This is a genomic window from Massilia sp. Root351 (assembly GCF_001425045.1).
GTDB lineage: Bacteria > Pseudomonadota > Gammaproteobacteria > Burkholderiales > Burkholderiaceae_D > Rugamonas.
In genome coordinates this window covers 862,439-881,523 of record NZ_LMDJ01000001.1, presented here as the reverse complement: position 1 = coordinate 881,523, position 19,085 = coordinate 862,439, and the positions used below count along the sequence as shown (strand labels likewise).

The following is a 19,085-nucleotide window of genomic DNA, read 5'->3' as shown; positions in this document are numbered from 1 at the left end:
ATTGGACTACACTCACACTACAGGGGGAGCACATGTCCAGCATACCGAAGAACACACGCGCCACCGTTACCCCGTGCCTGCGCTACCGCGACGCGCCGGCCGCCATCAACTGGCTGTGCCACACCCTGGGGTTCGAGCGGGCGCTGGTGGTGCCCAACGACGACGGCACCATTGCGCACGCCCAGCTCACCTACGGCAACGGCATGGTGATGCTCAGCTCCATCTTCAACACCGAATTCGGCGAGCTGATGGCGCAACCGTCCGACACCAATATGAAGGTCACCCAGTGCTGCTACCTGGTGGTGAACGATGCCGACCTGGTGCACCAGCGCGCGGTCGCTGCCGGCGCCCCCATCATCATGCCGCTCAAGGACGAGGAATACGGCGGACGCGGCTTCACCTGCCGCGACCCCGAGGGCCAGCTGTGGAGCGTGGGCACTTACGATCCCTGGGCCCATTGATGAATGACGAATCGGCCATCCGGCAACTGGTCGCCGCCTGGGTGGAGGCGACGCGCCTGGGCCAGGTGGAAAAAGTGCTGGCCATGATGACGCCGGACGTGGTGTTCCTGGTGGCCGGCCAGCCGCCGATGCACGGGCGCGACGGCTTCGCCGCCGGCCTGCGCGCCCTGCTGGCCGCGCACCGCATTGAATCGGACAGCACCGTGGACGAAGTGGAGGTGTGCGGCGACCTGGCCTGGTGCCGCACCACGCTGGAGGTGCGGGTGGTGCCGCTGGCCGACGGCGGCCGCACCGTGCGGCGCGCCGGCCACACCCTGTCCGTCTTCCGCAAAAACAGCGGCGGCGCCTGGCAGTTGGCGCGCGACGCGAATCTGTTGGTTCCTGTGCAGAATTGACGCGGCTTTTGATGCGCGCTTGACGCCGCGCCACCCGGGCTGCGCTATACTTGTGCTTTTGGGAAACACCAGAGGGAAGACATGCGCTTGACCTATTCCAACATGCTAGCGACTACCGCGCTGCTGGCACTGGCCGCGTGCGGCGGCGGCGGCGGGGGCGGCGGCGGCGCTACCAACCCCGGCACCGTGACGCCGCCGGCGCCGGTTGAAAACGTGGTGCTGACGCTGTCGCCCTCGCCGGCCCTCGTCACGCAGAACGCCGGCACCGGCACCACCTTCACCGTCAGCATCAAGGCCAGTTCGGCGATCCCGGCCGGCGTCAACGCCGCCGTGGCGGCCAAGGCCGACCTGTTCAGCAACACCAGCCTGAGCACCGTGTCGGCGCAGGAGTACGAAGCGCGCATCACGACCAACGCCACGCTGGCGGCCGGCACCTACAACAGCACCATCGAAGTGAAGCTGTGCACCGATGCGGCCAGCACCTGCCGCACGCCGCTGGCCGGTTCCCCCTGGCTGCTGCCGGTCACGCTGACGGTCAAGAAGGTGGGCAACCTGAGCGCGCTGGCGCCGGTGGCCGGCCTGCACGCCTGGAACCAAGCGCAGTACGACGCCGCGCGCACCAGCTACATCCCGGCCACGTTCACGCCGTCGGCCTTCAGCTTCCGCTGGACGGTCGACCCCGACAGCGCCAAGCTGCGCCGCTTCAAGCCGGTCGTCGTGGCCGACAAAAAAGTCTACCTGGTCTCCAGCATGCCGGCTGGCAACGGCGCCGAGCCGGACTGGACCCTGCAGGCAGTCGAAGAATTGACCGGCCTGGACCGCTGGCGCACCGACATGGGCAAGCGCGCGCAAACCAGCCTGCCCGTGCTGGGCGACAACCGCTTGCACCTGTTCAGCTCCGGCGCCACCGGCAACACCTACCGTACCTACAACCTGGGCACCGGCCAGCAAATGTCGCACCTGCCCAGCACCGTCGTGCAGACCACCGACTATGCGCCGCCGCTGGTGTCGGGCACCACCGTGTACGGGCAGTACGGGCCGGCCGGCGCGCTGAGCAAGTTCGATTCCGCCAGCACCACGCCGCTGTGGCAGTTCACCGAGTCCACGCGCGGCGGCTGGGCCGTCTCCACCGACGGCACGCTGATCTATAACTTCACCCAGGGCATCATGCTGGGCATCGAAGCGGCCACCGGCAAGCTGGCCTACGCCTCGCCCAGCCTGCTGCCCTACTCCGGCGCCCCCGCCACCATGGCGCCGGTGCTGAACGGCACCCAGGTGTTCGTGACCGAGTCCGACAGCAGGGGCGGCGCGCTGGCCGCATTCAGCGCCGCAACGGGCAAGCTGAACTGGCAGGTGCAAGCCAGCTTCACCAGCTATCCGGCGCTGGTGGGCAGCACGCTGTACGCGGTCAATGGCGGCAAGCTGGAGGCCCGCAACAGCGCCAACGGCGATCCGCTGTGGACCAGCCTGGCGCTTGGCGCGGTCCAGGACGAGCCTTACACCGAGGTGCTGGCCACCGACAACCTGGCCTTCGCCGCCTCGCAATCGCGGGTCGTGGCGGTGGACCTGGCGACGCACAAAGTGGTGTGGGAGTACCCGGCGGGCGGCAGCATCGCCATCTCGGAAAACGGCATCCTCTACATCACCCACCCGGTCAACGGCGTGGTGGCGATCAACCTGCGCTAAGCGCGGCCACCAGGTCCGCGTCCGCCACCTGCACCGGGCGGATGCGGATCAGGTGGCGGTACAGCGGCGGCATCGAACGGCAGATCAGCTCAAGGGCCTGCTGCGGCAAGGCCGGACGCACGTACTGGAACTGCGCCGGATTCGACTCCGGCAGTTCCCCCTCCATGGTCGACCCGTAGGCGCCCAGTTCCATGAAACTGAGCGCGCCGTCGTCCGGCCCGTTCGCAAAGACAAACGTACCGTCCTTGGGATGGCCCAGGTACTGGCGGATTTCCTCGCGCTGCGCCGGGGCGGCACCGTCCAGCAGCTTGTAGCGCAGCTGCGCGTAGGCGCGGGTGCATTCCATGAACGCGGTGCGGATGCCGGACTGGTTGCGCCGGCCCGGCATGCACAGCAGCAGGTTGCCGAAGGAATCCAGCAAAGCCACCGCATCGCCCTTCCCGCCCATCACCCTGTCGCGCGCGATGGCCTTGCGCATGGCCGGCGCAAGCCGGGCGTCCGGCCGCTGCGCTTCGCAGCGCACCGACAGCGCTTCCGGAAACACCTTCTTCAGCGCGCACACGATGGCGTGCTTGGGCGACAGCGTGGCCGGGTCCTTCAGCTGCGCGCGCGCCGGATCGACGTTGAACAGCGCCATGGCGCCCTTGGCCGTGGCTTCGAACACCAGCGAGCACAGCGCCTGGGTCGGCTCGGCGATGGTCTTGCCGATGAAAAAGGACTTGGGCGCCATGCCGTGCGCCGGCCGCGCGTACTGCGAGTCGCCCAGCACGGCCGGATAGCCGAAGGTGGCCTGCGCTTGCGCGCGCAGGCCCTCGGGCAGCGCGTCGAAGTGCGCGGTGCTGTCGTAGTTGATGCCGGCGTTGGCGTCGGTGGCCGCCACCAGCACGTTGAAGCCGCCGGCCAGGATGGCGCCGGTGCACATGCAGCACGGGTCGAGCGAGGTGACGATGGTGATGTCCTTCGGCTCGGGCAGCGGCACGCCCTTGGCGCGCTCGGCGTAATACCAGTCGATCAGCTGGCGCTCGCCGTGCGCCGTCGGGTCGTACACCATGCCCTGGCGGATGACGTTGTTGTGCAGCGACTTGAGCACCTTGCCGGTCTGATCCAGCATGGCGCCGCCGACACCGAAAGTGCCCTGCGTTTTCGCCACGATGGCCTCGGCCGCCGCAACGGCGACCGCGGCCTGAACGTCGATAACCTTCTTCAAGATGCTTACTTCTTCAGGTCCGCGCCGCCGAAGGCGTTCGGCAGCTGGGCCGCCGCGGTGGTCTCGAAGACGTCGCCCTTCAGGTTGGCCAGCACCACCGGCAGTTCGTTGCCGCCCAGTTCCAGGGTCACCTGCCGGCACGCGCCGCACGGCGCGATCGGGCCGTCGGTCTCGCCGATGACGGCCAGCTTGTCGAAGTCGCCCGGCCGGTAGCCGTGCGCGACGGCGCTGAAGAAAGCGGTGCGCTCGGCGCAGTTGCACAGGCCGTAGGATGCGTTCTCCACGTTACAGCCGTGGAACACCTTGCCGTCATTGGTCAGCAGCGCCGCGCCAACCTTGAAGTTCGAGTACGGCGTATACGCCTTCAAGCGCGCCAGCGCGGCCTCGGCGATCAATTGTTCGTTGTTCATATTTCTCTCCAGAAGCGACCTGAGCCGCATTTTCACCACTTCGGGGTCAGACCCCGATTCGGCGCGAATGCGGCTCAGCCCGCTTGTTACGGGCGGATGGTGCGGTAGATGACGGGGTTGGCGGCGGGCGCGGCGTCGGTGATGGTGTAGGCGGCCTGGATCTGCGCCACCGCGGCTTGCGCCGCCGCTGCGGTGCGGGCGTGCACCCTGGCCAGCGGCTGGCCGGCTTGCACCGGCTGGCCCAGCTCGACCAGGTCGGTCAGGCCGACGGCGAAGTCGATCTTGTCGGTCGGCAGGCGGCGGCCGCCGCCCAGGGCCACCACGGCCAGGCCGATGTCGCGGCACACGGTCTTCGAGGCGAATCCGGACGACAGCGCCGGCACGTCCACCACCACCGGCGCTTTCTCCAGGTGCTTGTCCAGGTTCGACATCAGGTCGGACGGACCGCCCAGCGCGGTCACCATGCGCGCAAAACGCTCGGCGGCTTCGCCGGAATCGAGTGCGTGCTGCAGCTTGGCGCGCGCTTCGGTTTCGGTGGCGGCCAGCTTGCCCAGTACCAGCATCTCTGCGCACAGCGCCATGGTCACTTCGTGCAGGCGCGCCGGACGGCACTTTCCGCTCAGGTAGTCAATCGCGCCGCGCACTTCCAGCGCGTTGCCGGCCCACGGCGACAGCGATTCGTTCATGTCGGTCAGCAGCGCCGAAGTCAGGGTGCCGGCACCGTTGCCGACGGTGACGATGCTCTCGGCCAGCTCCACCGATTTTTCATAGCTCGGCATGAAGGCGCCCGAGCCCACTTTGACGTCCATGGCCAGCACGTCCAGGCCGGCCGACAGCTTCTTCGACAGGATGGAGCCGGTGATCATGGCCACCGATTCCACCGTCGCGGTGACGTCGCGGATCGAGTAGAAGCGCTTGTCGGACGGCGCCAGCGAGGCGGTCTGGCCGATGATGGCCACGCCCGCTTCGCACACCACCTGGCGAAACTTGTCGTTGTCCGGCACGGTGGAGTAGCCGGGGATGGAGTCGAACTTGTCCAGCGTGCCGCCGGTGTGGCCCAGGCCGCGGCCGGAAATCATCGGCACGAAACCGCCGCAGGCGGCGATCATCGGTCCCAGCATCAGCGAGACCACGTCGCCCACGCCGCCGGTGGAATGCTTGTCCATCACCGGTCCCGGCAGGTTCAGCGATTGCCATTCCAGCACCTGGCCGGAATCGCGCATGGCCAAGGTGAAGGCCACGCGTTCGTCCATGTTCATGTCGTTGAAGAACACGGCCATGGCCAGCGCGGCGATCTGCCCTTCGCTGACGCTGCCGTCGGTAATGCCGCGCACGAAGAACTGGATCTCTTCGGCGCTCAGCACGCCCTTGTCGCGTTTTTTACGGATGATCTCTTGAGTGAGGAACATGGTCTTTTCCTTCTTTGTAAGGTAGTTGGGGCCGCAAGCGCCATCGCTGTTGCGATGGCGCGGCGGCCCCACGATTCACTGGCGGCTTAGACGCCGTAGGGAATCCAGATGTTTTTCACCTGCGACGCGTGCGCCAGCACGGCGCGGCCGCCCGCCTGCGCGGTGCTGTACCAGTCGCGGCCTTTGGCGCCGCCGGTCCAAGTGCGCTTCAGCGACGCCGCCGACAGGCGCTCCACTTCGGCGCAGCCTTCGGCCGACCCGTCATGGCGCCACACGGCGTCGATGTCGGCGTGCGAGGCCAGCGTGCGCGCCAGTTCGTCGGCCGAGCCGGTGACGATGTTGACCACGCCGGCCGGCAGGTCGGAAGTGTCGAACACCTGGTACAGGTCGGTGGCCGACAGCGGATGCGCTTCGGACGGCACCACCACCACGCGGTTGCCCACGGCGATGGCCGGCGCCACCAGCGAAATGAAGCCCAGCAGCGGCGACTCGTTCGGCGCCACGATGCCGATCACGCCGACCGCTTCGTTCAGCGCCACGGTGATGCCGTGCATCGGCGGCTGGTGCGCCAGGCCGTCGTACTTGTCCGCCCACGCCGCCCAGTAGAACAGGCGCTCGATGGCCGCTTGCACTTCCTTCTCTGGATTCCTGGCGCCGGTCATGGCGCCGATGCGGGCGGCGAATTCCTCGCCGCGCGCGGCCAGGTTCTCGGCGATGTAGAACAGCACCTGCGCGCGGTTGTGCGCGGTGGCCTTGGTCCAGCCGGTGGCCTTGTGCGCCGCTTCCACGGCGTTGCGGATGTCCTTGCGGTTGCCTTCGCCCACTTCGCCGATGAACTTGCCGTCCGCGCCGTGGATGGCGCGGCTGTAGGCGCCGTCCGGACGGGCCTGCTTGCCGCCGATGTACAGCTTGGCGGTGCGGTCGATGGCGAATGCGTCGGCGGCAAGCGGTGCTGCCTTGGCTTTCGCCGGCGCGGCCAGCAGCGGCGCCGCAGGGCGCGCGTCTTCCGACACCGGCACCAGGTATTCGTACATGCCTTCGCGGCCGCCTTCACGGCCGTAGCCGGATTCGCGGTAGCCGCCGAAGCCGCAAGCGGCGTCGAACTGGTTGGCGGTGTTGATCCACACCACGCCGGCCTTGATCTGCGGCGCCACGTCCAGCGCCAGCGAGATGTTCTCGGTCCACACGCAGGAGGCCAGGCCGTACACGGTGTTGTTGGCCAGCTGTACCGCTTCAGGCGGGGTGCGGAAGCTCATCGCCACCAGCACAGGGCCGAAGATTTCAGCCTGCGCCACGGCGGCGGAGGTCGACGCGCCGGTGATCAGCGTCGGCGGGAACCACGAGCCGTCGGCCGGGATTGCGCAGCCGGCAGGCTGGTACACGGTGCAGCCTTCGCTGCGCGCCGATTCGACCAGGCCGGCGATGCGCTGCTGCTGCACCGGATCGACCAGGGCGCCGATATCCATCGACTTGTCGAGCGGCGAGCCAAGGCGCAGGTTGTCCATGCGCGCGCGCAGCTTGTCCAGGAAGCGCGCTTCCACCGATTCCTGCACCAACAGGCGCGAACCGGCGCAGCAGACCTGGCCCTGGTTGAACCAGATGGAGTCGACCAGGCCTTCGACCGCGGCGTCCAGGTCGGCGTCTTCGAAGACGATGAAGGGCGACTTGCCGCCCAGTTCCAGCGACAGCTTCTTGCCGCTGCCTGCGGTGGCCTGGCGGATCAGGCGGCCCACTTCGGTGGAGCCGGTGAAGGCCAGCTTGTCGATGCCTGCATGGTTGACGATGGCTTCGCCCACGCGGCCGTCGCCGGTGACGATGTTGACCACGCCGGCAGGCACGCCTGCCTGCACGCAGATGTCGGCAAACAGCATCGCGGTCAGCGAGGTGAATTCAGCCGGCTTGAAGACCACGGTGTTGCCGGCGGCCAGCGCCGGGGCGATTTTCCACGCCAGCATCAGCAGCGGGAAATTCCAGGGGACGATCTGGCCGACCACGCCCACCGGACGGTGGTTGGCGAATTCTTCGTCCTGCAGCTGGGCCCAGCCTGCGTGGTAGTAGAAGTGGCGCGCCACCAGCGGCAGGTCGGCGTCGCGGGTTTCGCGGATGGTCTTGCCGTTGTCCAGCGTTTCCAGCACGGCGAACAGGCGCGAATGCTTTTGCATCAGGCGCGCGACCGAATACAGGATCCTGGCGCGGCCATGGCCGCCCAGGCCTTGCCAGGCCGGCTGCGCGCGGCGCGCGGCTGCCACGGCACGGTCGACGTCGTCGCCGGTGGCCTGCGTCAGCCTGGCCAGCTCTTTGCCGTCGGCCGGGTTGGTCGATGCGAACAGTTCACCGGCGTCGCTCCAGGCGTTGTCGATGAACAGGCCAAACTGGCGGCCCTTCTGGTCCAGCCACGCTTGCGCTTCTTTCTGGCTTTCTGGTGCCGGGCCGTATTCCATGGTGTTGAGGATCTCGTTGATAGTTGGCATATCGGTGTCTTCTTAAGGTTGCGCGTGACGGTGGGCAGCGGAGTAGTTGCCGGTGACGTAGTGCTCGAGCTGGCGCTCGATGTCGGTCAGCAGGCTCGATGCGCCGATGCGGAACAGGTGCGGCTCCAGCCACTCGTTGCCCAGTTCCTCTTTCATCACGGTCATGTACTGCAGGGCACCCTTGGCCGTGCCCACGCCGCCGGCGGGCTTGTAGCCGATCTTGAAGCCGGTCTGTTCGTAGAACTCGCGGATCGCGCGCACCATCACCAGCGACACCGGAATGGTGGCGTTCACGCCTTCCTTGCCGGTGGAGGTCTTGATGAAGTCCGCGCCGGCCATCATGCACACCCACGATGCCTTGGCCACGTTTTCCAGCGTCACCAGGTCGCCGGTGGCCAGGATGGCCTTCACGTGCGCTTCGCCGCAGGCTTTGCGGTAAGCCAGCATTTCGTCGTACAGCGCCTGCCAGTTGCCGGTCAGGACGTGCTGGCGGGTGATCACGATGTCGATCTCGGTGGCGCCTGCGGCCACGCTCAGTTCAATCTCGCGCACCTTGGTTTCCATGCTGGTCAGGCCGGCCGGGAAGCCGGTCGACACGGCGGCGATCGGCAGGCGGCCCTGCAGCACCTGCACCGCCGGCTTGATCATCTCGTGGTACACGCACACCGCGCCGGTGGTCACATTCGAGATGCCCAGCGCTTCCACCAAATCCGAACGCAGCGGACGCATGGCCTTCATGCACAGGCGCTCGACACGGCCCGGGGTGTCGTCGCCCGACAGCGTGGTCAGGTCGATCAGGCCGATGGCCTTCACCAGCCAGGCGGCCTGGTACTCTTTCTTCACCGAGCGGCGGTTTGCCAGCGAGGCGGCGCGGCGGTCGGCCGCTGCCTTGTTCACGTGGATATGGTTCAGCCAGCTCAGGTCGAGGGCCATGGCCTCGGTGCGCTTGAAGTCGTGCGGGATGGTCATAGGAGGTTGGTTCCGTTGGAAAGTGGTTTCACGCCCAGGTGGTGCGCCAGCGTCTGGCCGATGTCGGAGAAGGTCTCCGAGATGCCAAGCGGGCGGCCTTGCACGCCTGGACCGAAGAAGATCATCGGGATGTGTTCGCGGGTGTGGTCCGAGCCCGGCGAGGTCGGATCGCAGCCATGGTCGGCCGTGATCACGCACAGGTCGCCGTCCTTCATCCTGGAGAAGAACTCGGGCAGGCGGGCGTCCATTTCGTGCAGCGCGTTGGCGTAGCCGGCCACGTCGCGGCGGTGGCCGAAGGCCTGGTCGAAGTCGACGAAGTTCACGAAGGTGAGCGACTTCTCGCCCGCCTCGTCCTGCACCTTCAGCAGCGCATCGAACAAGGCCATGTTGTCCACGCCCTTGACCACGCGGCTCACGCCCTTGGCGGCGTAGATGTCGCTGATCTTGCCCAGGGCGATCACTTCGCCGCCTTCGTCGTGCACGTGGTCCAGCAGCGTCGGCGCGTGCGGCGGAATGGCGTAGTCGTGGCGGTTCGAGGTGCGCTTGTAGTTGCCGTTGGCGCCCGTAAACGGGCGCGCGATGATGCGGCCGATGTTGTACGGCTTGACCAGCTCATACGCCTTCTCGCACATGTCGTACAGGCGTTCCAGGCCGAAGTGCTCTTCGTGGCAGGCGATCTGCAGCACCGAATCGGCCGAGGTATAGAGAATAGGCTTGCCGCTGGCGACGTGTTCGTCGCCCAGCTCGTTGATGATGGTGGTGCCGGACGCGTGGCAGTTGCCCAGGAAGCCGGGCACGCCGGTCAGTTCCTGCAGCTTGTCGGTCAGCTCTTGGGGGAAGGACGGCACGGTCTTGGGGAAGTAGCCCCAGTCGAACAGCACCGGCACGCCGGCGATTTCCCAGTGGCCGCTCTGCGTGTCCTTGCCGGTGGACTGTTCGCGCGCCGCGCCGTAGGCGGCGGTGAAACCGTCGCGCAGGGCAAAACCGTCGGCCCACTGGCCGCAGGCTGCGTGGGCGGCCGCGGCCAGGCCCAGCTTTTCCATGTTCGGCAGCGACATCGGCTTGCCTTCCCTGGCGGCCCAGGCGGCGATATGGCCGAAGGTGTTGGTGGCGCTGTCGCCGTATTTGTCGGCGTCCGGGGTTGCACCCAGGCCGAAGGAATCCAGTAGGAGGATGAATGCGCGTGACATGATAGGCTCGCTCAAAAGGTCAGTTTATGCCGAATAAAGCACAGGGGCGGTCCAGCCGCCCCTTTTTACATTACGCCTTAGGCGTTTTTGCCACGTTTTCCACGAAGCCCAGGATCAGTTTGATCAGGCTTTCGGCGCCGATGGCGGCGTACTTCAGGGTCTGCTCGTGCGACAGCGGGAACGGCGACAGGCCTTCGGCCAGGTTGGTGACAACGGACACGCCCACCACCTTCAGGCCGCAATGCCGCGCAGGCACCACTTCCGGCACCACCGACATGCCCACCACGTCCGCGCCCAGCGTCTTGAAGGCGCGGATTTCAGCCGGCGTTTCGAAGTTGGGGCCGGCGTAGGCGATGTAGACGCCGTCGTGCAGCGTGATGGACTGCTCGGCGGCAGTGCTCTTCAGCAGGCTGCGCAGGTCGGCGTCGTAGGCGTTGGCCATGCTGAAGAAGCGCGGGCCGAAGCGTTCGTCGTTCGGGCCGATCATCGGCGTGCCCGGCAGGAAATTGATATGGTCGGTCAGCGCCACCAGCGAGCCGGCGTCCACTTCGGGACGCAGCGAGCCGGCCGCGTTGGTGACGAACAGGAAGTCCACGCCCAGCAGTTTCAGGGTGCGCACGGCGGACGTCATCACGCCCAGGCCGTAGCCTTCGTAGAAGTGGCCGCGCCCCTTCAGCATCACCACCTGCACGCCGTTCAGCGTGCCCAGCACCATGGCGCCGGCGTGGCCGTGCACGGTGGAGATGGGAAAGCCCGGCAGCTCGTCGAAGCCGATGGTCACCGCGTCCGTCATCTGTTCCGCCAGCACGCCCAGGCCGGAGCCGAGGATCATCGCCAGGCGCGGCTGGAAGCTCGCAGGCATGCGCGAACGGACAATGGCGGCGGCCTGGAATGGAGAATTGTTAGACATGGTTATCCTCGTTTTTAAGATGTTTTTAACTATGAGATTGAGCTGCTGCGTGTGGCGGATATGTGACGTATGAATATACAGGCGACACTATGCCTGAGCGGCTATATGTATGGCAAATACCATTTTTCTTGTTCATTTATAGCAAATTCATATAAATTAGGGAAGGCACCCGGTTTTGCGCCCGATTGACACTGTGCAAACAAATGTTTACGATTAAGGACAAATGTTTACAAGGCTACCGCCCGTGACGGACACCTCCAAAAAGGAACAGCTGTACCAGCTGATCCGCGCCAACCCCTTCGTCTCGCAGCAAGACCTCGCGGTCGAGCTGCGCCTGTCGCGCTCCGCCGTGGCTGGCCATGTCGCCAGCCTGATACGCGAACGCCGCCTGCTCGGCCGTGCCTACGTGCTACCGGACAAGCGTCCCGTTCTCTGTATAGGCGCTGCCAACCTGGACCGCAAGCTGCGCACGCTGTCCGCGCTGCAGATGGGCACCTCCAATCCGGCCTACGCCGAGGAAGTGCACGGCGGCGTGGCGCGCAACATCGCAGAAAACCTGGCCCGCCTCGGCCTGCCGTCCGCGCTGCTGACGGCAGTGGGCGACGACGCGGCCGGCAACTCGCTGCAGTCGCGCGCCGAAAGCGCCGGCATCGACACGCGCGGCAGCCTGCGCCTGAACGACACCTACAGCGGCACCTACACGGCGGTGCTGGACGAGCGCGGCGAGATGGTGCTGGCCTTGGCCGACATGGCCCTGTACGACCAGATGACGCCGGAGTTCCTGGCCAGCCGCGCGCCGCAGCGCGCCGGCGCGGCTATGGTGGTGGCCGACCTGAACCTGCCGCTGGACAGCGTGGCCACGCTGCTGCAGGACGCGCGCCGCGACGCGGTGGCGCTGATCATCGTGGCGGTATCGCAGCCCAAGATGGCGCGCCTGCCGCGCGAGCTGCACGGCCTGCGCCTGCTGGTGCTCAACCGCGGCGAACTGGAAACCCGGGTCGGCCGCGCCCTGCCCGACGAAGCCGCGCTGGCGGCGGCCTGCCGCGAAGTGCAGGAGCAAGGCGCGCGCGACATCATCATCACTTGCGGCGGCGCGGGCGTGTTCCACACCGCAGGCGCCGGCGGTGGCCTGAACTGGCTGCCCGCGCCGCAAGTGGACGTGGTCGATGTGACCGGCGCCGGCGACGCCTTCGCCGCCGGCGTGTGCTGGTCCATCTACCAGGGCAGCAGCGACCTCACGCTGGCCTGCCGGCGCGGCCTGAAAGTGGCCGCCATGACGCTGGAAAGCCCCGATACCGTCTCCCCGCTGCTGGCCGCCGACATCCTCGACGAGATCAGCGAATTCCAACACCAGGCCCCTTAAGGAACCCCACCATGCACCAATTCCTCTCCTACTCGGCCGAAGTGGCCAACGCGCGCGCTGCGGGCAAACCTGTCGTGGCGCTGGAATCGACCATTATTTCGCACGGCATGCCCTACCCGCAGAACGTGCAGACGGCCCGGGAAGTCGAGCAGATCATCCGCGACGCGGGCGCCGTGCCGGCCACCATCGCCATCATCGGCGGCAAGATCTGCATCGGCCTGTCGCCCGAGCAGCTGGAATTGCTGGGCAATTCGCCGGATGCCATGAAGGTGAGCCGGCGCGACCTTCCGTACGTGCTCTCGCAGGGCAAACTGGGCGCCACCACCGTGGCCGCCACCATGATCTGCGCCGAATTGGCCGGCATCCATGTGTTCGTCACCGGCGGCATCGGCGGCGTGCACCGCGGCGCGGAAACCAGCTTCGACATCTCGGCCGACCTGCAGGAACTGGCGCAAACCTCGGTGGCCGTGGTGTGTGCGGGCGTGAAGTCCATCCTCGACATCGGCTTGACCCTGGAATACCTCGAAACGCACGGCGTGCCGGTGGTGAGCGTGGGCCAGGCCGGCTTCCCGGCCTTCTTCACGCGCGAGAGCGGCTTCAATGCCGAATTCCAGCTCGACACGCCGGCCGAACAGGCCTCCTTCATCAACACCAAGTGGAAGCTGGGCCTGAAGGGCGGCGTGGTGGTGAGCGCGCCGGTGCCGCAGGCCGACGCCATGCCGAAGGCGGAAATCGACGCCATCACCGCGCAGGCGCTGGGCGAGGCGGCAGCCGGCGGCGTCACCGGCAAGAAGGTCACGCCCTTCCTGCTGGCGCGCATCAAGCAGCTGACCGAGGGCCGCAGCCTGGCCACCAATATCGCGCTGGTCAAGAACAACGCGCGGGTAGGCGCCGAACTGGCCCGCGCCCTGCTGGAGCATCCTGTCGCTTGAACGCGGCGACGCCTGGAGACATGCCATGTCCATCGACCTGAAACAGCTAAAGTACTTTCTCGCCGTCGCAGAAGAAAAGAGTTTCAGCCGCGCCGCCGAACGCCTGCACATATCGCAGCCGCCCCTGAGCCAGCAGATCATGAAGCTGGAAAGCGAGTTGGGCGTGCGCCTGTTCGCGCGCACCACGCGCACCTTCGAGCTGACGGTGGCGGGCAAAGCCCTGATGTCCGAGGCGTCCGACCTGCTGGCCAAGATGCGCATGACCATCGACACCATCCGCCAGATCGACCGGGGCGAAGTGGGCCGGCTGCGGGTGGGCATCGTCGGTTCGGCGATGTGGGGGCCGATTCCCTCGCTGCTGGAGGAATTCCAGAGCAAATATCCGCGCGTGACCTGGACCATCCACGAGTTCGGCCCCACGGTGCAGTACGAGGCGCTGCGCGCCAAGCAGATCGACGTGGGCTTCTGGCGCGAACCCCGGCTCAACGATGACGACCTGAAGAACGACAACCTGCGCCAGGAACTGTGCTTCCGGGAGAACGTGTGCGTGGCGCTCAACGAGCACCACCCGCTGGCCAAGCAGGACGCGATCGAGCTGACCGACATCGCCAGCGAACCGATGCTGACGCTGGCGCTCGACAAGTCCGCCTTCCCGCGCTACCTGATCCAGTGCTGCGTCAAGGCCGGCTTCCAGCCCACCATCTTCCAGGAGGCCTCCGAGCCGCAAACCCTGCTGGCCATGGTGGGCGCGGGGTTGGGCGTGGCGCTGCTGCCGGAGACCACCAGCCGCATCGGCTGGCCCGGCGTGGTGTTCGTGCCGATCCGCACCAATCCGCCGTCGGCCAACCTCTACATCACTTACACCACGCTGGATGACGCGCCGGTGGTGCGCGCCTTCCTCAACATACTGAAACCGGCCACCTGACGCTCCCCGGGCGGCACGCGGTTACTGCGTCGCCCCGCCCTGCATGCGCAGGTCGGCCCCGGTGGCAAGCGTGGTGCGCACCGCGATGCGCAGTCCCTCGACCATGTCCGCCAGCGACATGCTGGCCGCACCCGGATGGGCGGCCGCCTGCTGCGGCAGGTAGGGAATGTGGATGAACCCGCCCCTCATGGCGTCCGTGCGCGAGGCGGCGGCGTGCATCAGGCCATAGAACACATGGTTGCAGACGAAGGTGCCGGCGGTCTGCGACACCGAAGCCGGCAGACCGGCGGCGCGCAGGGCCTGCACGATGGCCTTGATCGGCAGCGTGGCGAAATAGGCCGCCGGGCCGTCCGCCACGATGGCCTGGTCCACCAGCTGCTGCTGGCGGTTGTCCATGATGGGCGCATCGTCGATGTTGATGGCGATGCGCTCGACCGACAGGTCGCAGCGCCCGCCGGCCTGCCCCACCGCAATCACCACCGCGGGCTCAAGTTCGGCCAGCGCCTGCGCCATCGCCTGGTTGGCCGCGCCGAACACGCAGGGCAGCTGGCGCGCCACGACCCGGAAGCCGTCCTCGCTCCAGCCGTCCAGCGCGCGCACGGTTTCCCAGGCGGGGTTGATGGTCTCTTGGTTAAACGGCTCGAAGCCGGTCAGCAGTACGGTTCTCATCTTAAAAATCCATCAGGAAGTACAACAGCAGCATATTCGCGCCCAGCAGCGGCAGCGCGGTGGGAATCTGGGCCTTGATGACGGCGTGCTTGTCGTGCAGGTCGAGCAGCGCGGCCGGCACGATGTTGAAGTTGGCCGCCATCGGCGTCATCAGGGTGCCGCAATAGCCGCTGAACATGCCGATGGCGGCCATGACCGCCGGATTGGCGCCATACACGTTGACCAGCACCGGCACGCCGACGCCGCCCGCCATCACCGGGAAAGCCGCGAAGCCGTTGCCCATGACGATGGTAAACAGTGCCATGCCGCCGCAATACACGGCCACTGCCACCAGCTTCCAGTCCATATTGATGTAGGACGTGCTGACATGCGCCACGGCCTTGCCCACGCCCGCCTCGGTGAACAGCAGGCCCAGCACGGCCAGCATGTGCGGCAGCACGATGGCCCAGCCCATGGCGTCCACCAGGCGGCGCTGCTCGCGCGCCGCTTGCAGCGGCGAGGCGCGCAGCATCACGCAGGCCACCGCCACGGCGATGACAGAGGCGCAGCCCAGCGCGGCCAAAGTGATGTGCTTCTGGTCGAACAGGAACAGGCCGCCCAGCTGCACGTCCTTGAGCAGCGTGGCGCAGGCCATGGTGACGGCCGGGATCACGAGCGCGGGCACGAACAGCTTGTTGCCGAGGCGCTGGGCGCTGCTGCGGCGCTCCGCTTCGGGCAGGTTCTTCGGCGCCCCCATGCGCACGCCGCCGAATCCGGCCAGCAGGGCCATGGCGATCATGATGGCGCCGGCCGTGGCGTCCGGCAGCGCTGCGCCGGCCAGGTAGATGATGGCATACAGCGCCCAGAACAGCGCGGTGCTGTAGCGGCGGGGATTGCTGCGGTCCGCCAGCGTGAGCAGCGCGATCAGGCCCAATACAGCGCCCAGCAGCAGGTAGAAATAGTCGAGCTTGAAGATCATGGCTGCGCTCCCGGGGCCGCTGCCGCCCTGGCAGCTGCGGCGGCCAGCTCGCGCTCGATCTCGCGGTCCAGGCGGCGCAAGCGCCAGGCGTGGATCACGTAGGCGGTGACGGCGGTGGGAATGCCCCACATTGCCATGTGCAGCGGGTTCACGTCGATGCCTTCGCCGTGCAGGATGGTCTGCATCAGCACAATGGCGCCAAAGGCCACGAAGATGTCCTCGCCAAAGAACAGGCCGACGTTGTCGGTGGCGGCGGCCATGGCGCGCACGCGCTGGCGCAGACGCTCGCTCAGGCCCGGGTGGCGCAGCTCGGCCGCCGCTTCGGCCATCGGCGCCACCAGCGGGCGCACCATGTTGGGATGCCCGCCCAGGCTGGTCAGCCCGCCGGCGGCGGACAGTTCGCGCACCGTCAGGTAGACGATCAGGATACGCCCCGCCGTGGCCGACTTCACGCGCGCGATGGCCGCCTGCGCATGCTCGCGCAAGCCGTAGCGCTCCAGCAGGCCGATGGCGGCCAGCGGCAGCAAATAGATCAGCGGCAGGTTGCGCGTCTTGACGAAAGCCCTGCCCAGCGACGCCAGCAAGGCCTCCACCGGCATCATGGCCGCGAACCCGGTGGTGAAGCACGCCGCCACCACCACCAGTACCGGGTGCGCGCGCAGCAGGAAGCCCGCCACGATCACCCCTACGCCCAGCAAGGGCCATAAACTCACCGCTGTCTGCATGCGTCTCCCCTGAAAGTAAAAAAGCCCGCACATCTTACGATGCGCGGGCTTCGCTAATAAAGCAACTTATCAGAAGTTCGCTTTGAACTGCACACCATAGGTGCGCGGCTCGTTGACGATGCCGGTCAGGTTGTTGAAGTCGATCGCGGCGATGACTTGCTCGCGGCCGGTGATGTTGCGGCCGTAGGCGGCCACTTCATACTTGCCATCGGCCCACTTGTAGCCGGCGCGCAGGCCGCCTTCCAGCATGGACTTGGCTTTGTATTCCTTCGCTTCATACAGGAACATGTTGTATTTGTCGCGGTAGGCCCAGTCGGTGTAGGCGTAGAACTCGCCGTTGCCCACAGGCGTGCTGTAGCGCAGCGTGAAGTTGCCTACCCACTTGGGCGCGCGCGGCAGCGGATTGCCGTTGATCAGCGCGACGCGGCTGCCGCCCACGGTCTGGGTCGGGTTGGTCACGGTGCAGCCGTTGCCGCATGGGGACACGAACAGGCCTGCATCCTTGATCTCGGTGTCGTTGTAGCTGCCGCCGATGGTGGCGCGCCATTCGTCCGAGATGATCGCTTGCAGGTCGAGCTCGAAGCCCTGGCCTTCAGCCTTGTCCGCGTTGACCAGGCGATTCTGGTTGACTGCGCCCGAACCTGCGGTCAGCTGCAGGTCTTTCACGCGGTACTTGAAGACCGATGCCGACAGGCGCGCGCGCTTGTTCAGGAAGTCCTGCTTGATGCCGGCCTCCACCGACAGGTTCTTTTCCGAGTCGCCCACCGAGATGGTGTCACCGAACAGCACGCGGCCCTGGATCGACGGTGCGCGGTAGCCGGTCGCGATGCGGCCGTAGACGTTGGTGTTCTTGTCGATTTCGTAGTTGGTGCTCAGGTCCCAGCTGACATTGGTGTCTTGCGGATGCGCAAACAGCGGACCGACGTTCTTGCCGCCGAACGGCGTCAGGGTGCGGGCTGCCACGAAGTCCTTCTTGTCGTCGGTGTAGCGGATACCGGCGCGCACTTTCCATACATCGCTCAGCGCGTAGTTCACCGAGCCGAAGGCGGCCCACGAACGCGAGTTCTGGGTCTGCTGCGCATAGCCATTGACCACGCCGCCGCCCAGGGTGTCGAAGTTGAAGCTGTCGACGACGATGTCTTCCTTGAAGTAGTACACGCCGGCGATCCACTGCAGGCGGTCCTTGGTGTTGGACTCGACGCGGAACTCTTGCGAGATCTGTTTGTGGTCCGGCAGCCCGTCGGCGGTTTCGGAAGTGAACGGGATGAAGGCCGGCGCCGGACCGGAGGTGGCGCCGGAACCGTAGCCGCCGTCCACATCGGCGCGGCTATAGAACTTGGCCTTCTCGTAGCCCGTGATGGAGTGCAGCGTCATCGCCGGCAGGTCGTAGCGCAGGGTCAGGCTGGAGCCGGTGACCTTCAGCTTCTGGGTGTTGAAGCCGTCGGTCGGATAGCTGCCGTAGTCGAAGCCGTCGACGATGTCGTTGGTGCCCTTCTTGATGATGCCGGCGCGGAACAGGGTGGCGCTGCCGTCCATGTCGCGATGGTGCACGTTGAACAGCGCGCTGAAGTCCTTGTTAGGCTTGAACGCCACCTGCACGCGGGCCGCGTTGTCCTTGTAGCCTTCGAAGTCCTGGGTACCGGTGATGCGCGGATTGTGCACGCGGTCGTCGCGCGACTGCGACTGCAGCGACACGCGGGCGTTGATCATTTCGTTGACCGGCAGGTTGAACGCGCCTTCGGCGTTGAACACGCCGTCCTTGCCGAAGCCGGCCGACACATAGCCTTCCTGTTTGTTCGACGGCTTGACCGAATCGAACTTGATCACGCCGGCTGGCGAGTTGCGGCCGAACAGTGTGCCTTGCGGGCCGCGCAGCACTTCGATCTGTTCCACGTCGAAGACCGGGAAGCCTTTCAGCATCGGCGACTCCTGCACCACGCCGTCGTACACCAGGCCCACTGGCTGGGATGCGTTCAGGTCGAAGTCGGTGTTGCCCAGGCCGCGGATGTAGAAGCGCGGGAAGGAACGGCCGAAGTCCGATTCCACGTTCAGCGACGGCGTGCGGCCGGACATGAAGCGGATGTCGTCGCCGCCGGCGGTCAGCACGTCCAGCTTTTCGCCTTTCATGGTGGAGATGGCCATCGGCACATCCTTGATGTTTTCCGAGCGGCGCGCTGCCGTCACGATCACCGTCTCGAGCTGGCCGGCTTGCGGCTTGGCTTCGGCTTGAGCGGCCTCCTGGGCCATCGCGCCTTGCAGCGGGAAGGCAGCGGCGATTGCCAGGGCGATCAGCGTACGGGACGCGTACTTACTTTTTGTCATCATGAACCAACTCCTTGCTGGGATTGCACCGGGGTGCGAAATGGGCGTAAAACATTCGTTCAAGCTTTACAAAAAACAAAGAA

17 protein-coding genes are annotated in these 19,085 nt (G+C 66.5%); 6 read left to right on the top strand and 11 right to left on the bottom strand.

The features are described from left to right. Nucleotides 1–32: 32 nt before the first annotated feature. From ASD15_RS03975 to ASD15_RS03965, 3 genes are all read left to right on the top strand, one after another. On the top strand, nucleotides 33–461 hold the full coding sequence (locus ASD15_RS03975) for a VOC family protein (RefSeq protein ID WP_057153411.1): 429 nt from the start codon (nucleotides 33–35) through the stop codon (nucleotides 459–461). Next, entirely contained in the window at nucleotides 461–856 is a 396-nt protein-coding gene (locus tag ASD15_RS03970) for an SgcJ/EcaC family oxidoreductase (RefSeq protein ID WP_057153410.1), read from the top strand. Before ASD15_RS03975 ends, ASD15_RS03970 begins: the two co-directional genes overlap by 1 nt. A 102-nt stretch (nucleotides 857–958) precedes the next feature. Next, complete coding sequence (locus ASD15_RS03965) at nucleotides 959–2,542, top strand: PQQ-binding-like beta-propeller repeat protein (protein ID WP_157200798.1); 1,584 nt, start codon at nucleotides 959–961, stop codon at nucleotides 2,540–2,542. On the opposite strand, the gene ASD15_RS03960 is transcribed toward ASD15_RS03965, so the two are convergent. The 7 genes from ASD15_RS03960 to xapA form a co-directional block, all read right to left on the bottom strand. Next, complete coding sequence (locus tag ASD15_RS03960; RefSeq protein ID WP_057153408.1) at nucleotides 2,529–3,749, bottom strand: nucleoside deaminase; 1,221 nt, start codon at nucleotides 3,747–3,749, stop codon at nucleotides 2,529–2,531. The genes ASD15_RS03965 and ASD15_RS03960 overlap by 14 nt on opposite strands. Before the next feature lie 5 nt (nucleotides 3,750–3,754). Then, nucleotides 3,755–4,159, bottom strand: coding sequence for a cytidine deaminase (locus tag ASD15_RS03955; protein ID WP_057153407.1), 405 nt, complete (start codon nucleotides 4,157–4,159; stop codon nucleotides 3,755–3,757). 86 nt (nucleotides 4,160–4,245) lie between these two features. Next, complete coding sequence (gene deoA / locus ASD15_RS03950; protein ID WP_057153406.1) at nucleotides 4,246–5,568, bottom strand: thymidine phosphorylase; 1,323 nt, start codon at nucleotides 5,566–5,568, stop codon at nucleotides 4,246–4,248. 86 nt (nucleotides 5,569–5,654) lie between these two features. Then, nucleotides 5,655–8,039, bottom strand: a complete 2,385-nt coding sequence (locus ASD15_RS03945; protein WP_373888155.1) for an aldehyde dehydrogenase family protein — start codon at nucleotides 8,037–8,039, stop codon at nucleotides 5,655–5,657. Nucleotides 8,040–8,051: 12 nt separating this feature from the next. Next, the gene (gene deoC / locus ASD15_RS03940) at nucleotides 8,052–9,008 is read right to left on the bottom strand and encodes a deoxyribose-phosphate aldolase (RefSeq protein ID WP_057153405.1); all 957 of its coding nucleotides are present in this window, start codon (nucleotides 9,006–9,008) and stop codon (nucleotides 8,052–8,054) included. Beyond that, the gene (locus tag ASD15_RS03935) at nucleotides 9,005–10,198 is read right to left on the bottom strand and encodes a phosphopentomutase (protein WP_057153404.1); all 1,194 of its coding nucleotides are present in this window, start codon (nucleotides 10,196–10,198) and stop codon (nucleotides 9,005–9,007) included. The genes deoC and ASD15_RS03935 overlap by 4 nt, the downstream gene beginning before the upstream one ends. Before the next feature lie 70 nt (nucleotides 10,199–10,268). Beyond that, entirely contained in the window at nucleotides 10,269–11,108 is an 840-nt protein-coding gene (gene xapA / locus ASD15_RS03930; RefSeq protein ID WP_057153403.1) for a xanthosine phosphorylase, read from the bottom strand. 244 nt (nucleotides 11,109–11,352) lie between these two features. Here xapA and ASD15_RS03925 point away from each other — a divergent pair, with 244 nt between their 5' ends. Genes ASD15_RS03925 through ASD15_RS03915 form a run of 3 tightly spaced genes read left to right on the top strand, consistent with a single transcriptional unit; the run spans nucleotide 11,353 to nucleotide 14,328 of the window. Beyond that, the gene (locus tag ASD15_RS03925; protein WP_057153402.1) at nucleotides 11,353–12,471 is read left to right on the top strand and encodes a carbohydrate kinase; all 1,119 of its coding nucleotides are present in this window, start codon (nucleotides 11,353–11,355) and stop codon (nucleotides 12,469–12,471) included. A gap of 11 nt (nucleotides 12,472–12,482) precedes the next feature. Beyond that, entirely contained in the window at nucleotides 12,483–13,403 is a 921-nt protein-coding gene (locus ASD15_RS03920) for a pseudouridine-5'-phosphate glycosidase (protein WP_057153401.1), read from the top strand. A gap of 25 nt (nucleotides 13,404–13,428) precedes the next feature. Continuing rightward, a complete protein-coding gene (locus ASD15_RS03915; protein ID WP_057153400.1) occupies nucleotides 13,429–14,328 on the top strand; it encodes a LysR family transcriptional regulator in 900 nt (299 codons plus the stop codon). 21 nt (nucleotides 14,329–14,349) lie between these two features. Here the strand turns inward: ASD15_RS03915 and pcp are convergent, their stop codons facing one another. The 4 genes from pcp to ASD15_RS03895 form a co-directional block, all read right to left on the bottom strand. Next, nucleotides 14,350–14,997 (bottom strand): pyroglutamyl-peptidase I, encoded by a 648-nt coding sequence (gene pcp / locus ASD15_RS03910; protein WP_057153399.1) that lies wholly within the window; start codon nucleotides 14,995–14,997, stop codon nucleotides 14,350–14,352. 1 nt (nucleotide 14,998) lies between these two features. Beyond that, nucleotides 14,999–15,955 carry a DUF979 domain-containing protein gene (locus ASD15_RS03905; RefSeq protein WP_057153398.1) on the bottom strand — a complete coding sequence of 319 codons (957 nt, stop codon included), beginning with the start codon at nucleotides 15,953–15,955 and terminating at the stop codon, nucleotides 14,999–15,001. After that, a complete protein-coding gene (locus tag ASD15_RS03900) occupies nucleotides 15,952–16,680 on the bottom strand; it encodes a DUF969 domain-containing protein (RefSeq protein WP_057153397.1) in 729 nt (242 codons plus the stop codon). Before ASD15_RS03900 ends, ASD15_RS03905 begins: the two co-directional genes overlap by 4 nt. Before the next feature lie 69 nt (nucleotides 16,681–16,749). Beyond that, nucleotides 16,750–19,002: a TonB-dependent receptor gene (locus ASD15_RS03895; RefSeq protein WP_057153704.1), complete on the bottom strand. Its 2,253-nt coding sequence runs from the start codon at nucleotides 19,000–19,002 to the stop codon at nucleotides 16,750–16,752. Nucleotides 19,003–19,085: the final 83 nt, after the last annotated feature.

Excerpts from the sequence above, each read along its gene's own strand:
- deoA (WP_057153406.1), bottom strand. The coding sequence starts at position 5,568 with ATGTTCCTCACTCAAGAGATCATCCGTAAAAAACGCGACAAGGGCGTG.
- ASD15_RS03945 (WP_373888155.1), bottom strand. The coding sequence starts at position 8,039 with ATGCCAACTATCAACGAGATCCTCAACACCATGGAATACGGCCCGGCA.
- ASD15_RS03975 (WP_057153411.1), top strand. The coding sequence starts at position 33 with ATGTCCAGCATACCGAAGAACACACGCGCCACCGTTACCCCGTGCCTG.
- pcp (WP_057153399.1), bottom strand. The coding sequence starts at position 14,997 with ATGAGAACCGTACTGCTGACCGGCTTCGAGCCGTTTAACCAAGAGACC.
- xapA (WP_057153403.1), bottom strand. The coding sequence starts at position 11,108 with ATGTCTAACAATTCTCCATTCCAGGCCGCCGCCATTGTCCGTTCGCGC.
- ASD15_RS03905 (WP_057153398.1), bottom strand. The coding sequence starts at position 15,955 with ATGATCTTCAAGCTCGACTATTTCTACCTGCTGCTGGGCGCTGTATTG.
- ASD15_RS03935 (WP_057153404.1), bottom strand. The coding sequence starts at position 10,198 with ATGTCACGCGCATTCATCCTCCTACTGGATTCCTTCGGCCTGGGTGCA.
- ASD15_RS03955 (WP_057153407.1), bottom strand. The coding sequence starts at position 4,159 with ATGAACAACGAACAATTGATCGCCGAGGCCGCGCTGGCGCGCTTGAAG.
- ASD15_RS03965 (WP_157200798.1), top strand. The coding sequence starts at position 959 with ATGCTAGCGACTACCGCGCTGCTGGCACTGGCCGCGTGCGGCGGCGGC.
- ASD15_RS03920 (WP_057153401.1), top strand. The coding sequence starts at position 12,483 with ATGCACCAATTCCTCTCCTACTCGGCCGAAGTGGCCAACGCGCGCGCT.
- ASD15_RS03915 (WP_057153400.1), top strand. The coding sequence starts at position 13,429 with ATGTCCATCGACCTGAAACAGCTAAAGTACTTTCTCGCCGTCGCAGAA.
- ASD15_RS03900 (WP_057153397.1), bottom strand. The coding sequence starts at position 16,680 with ATGCAGACAGCGGTGAGTTTATGGCCCTTGCTGGGCGTAGGGGTGATC.
- ASD15_RS03970 (WP_057153410.1), top strand. The coding sequence starts at position 461 with ATGAATGACGAATCGGCCATCCGGCAACTGGTCGCCGCCTGGGTGGAG.
- deoC (WP_057153405.1), bottom strand. The coding sequence starts at position 9,008 with ATGACCATCCCGCACGACTTCAAGCGCACCGAGGCCATGGCCCTCGAC.
- ASD15_RS03895 (WP_057153704.1), bottom strand. The coding sequence starts at position 19,002 with ATGACAAAAAGTAAGTACGCGTCCCGTACGCTGATCGCCCTGGCAATC.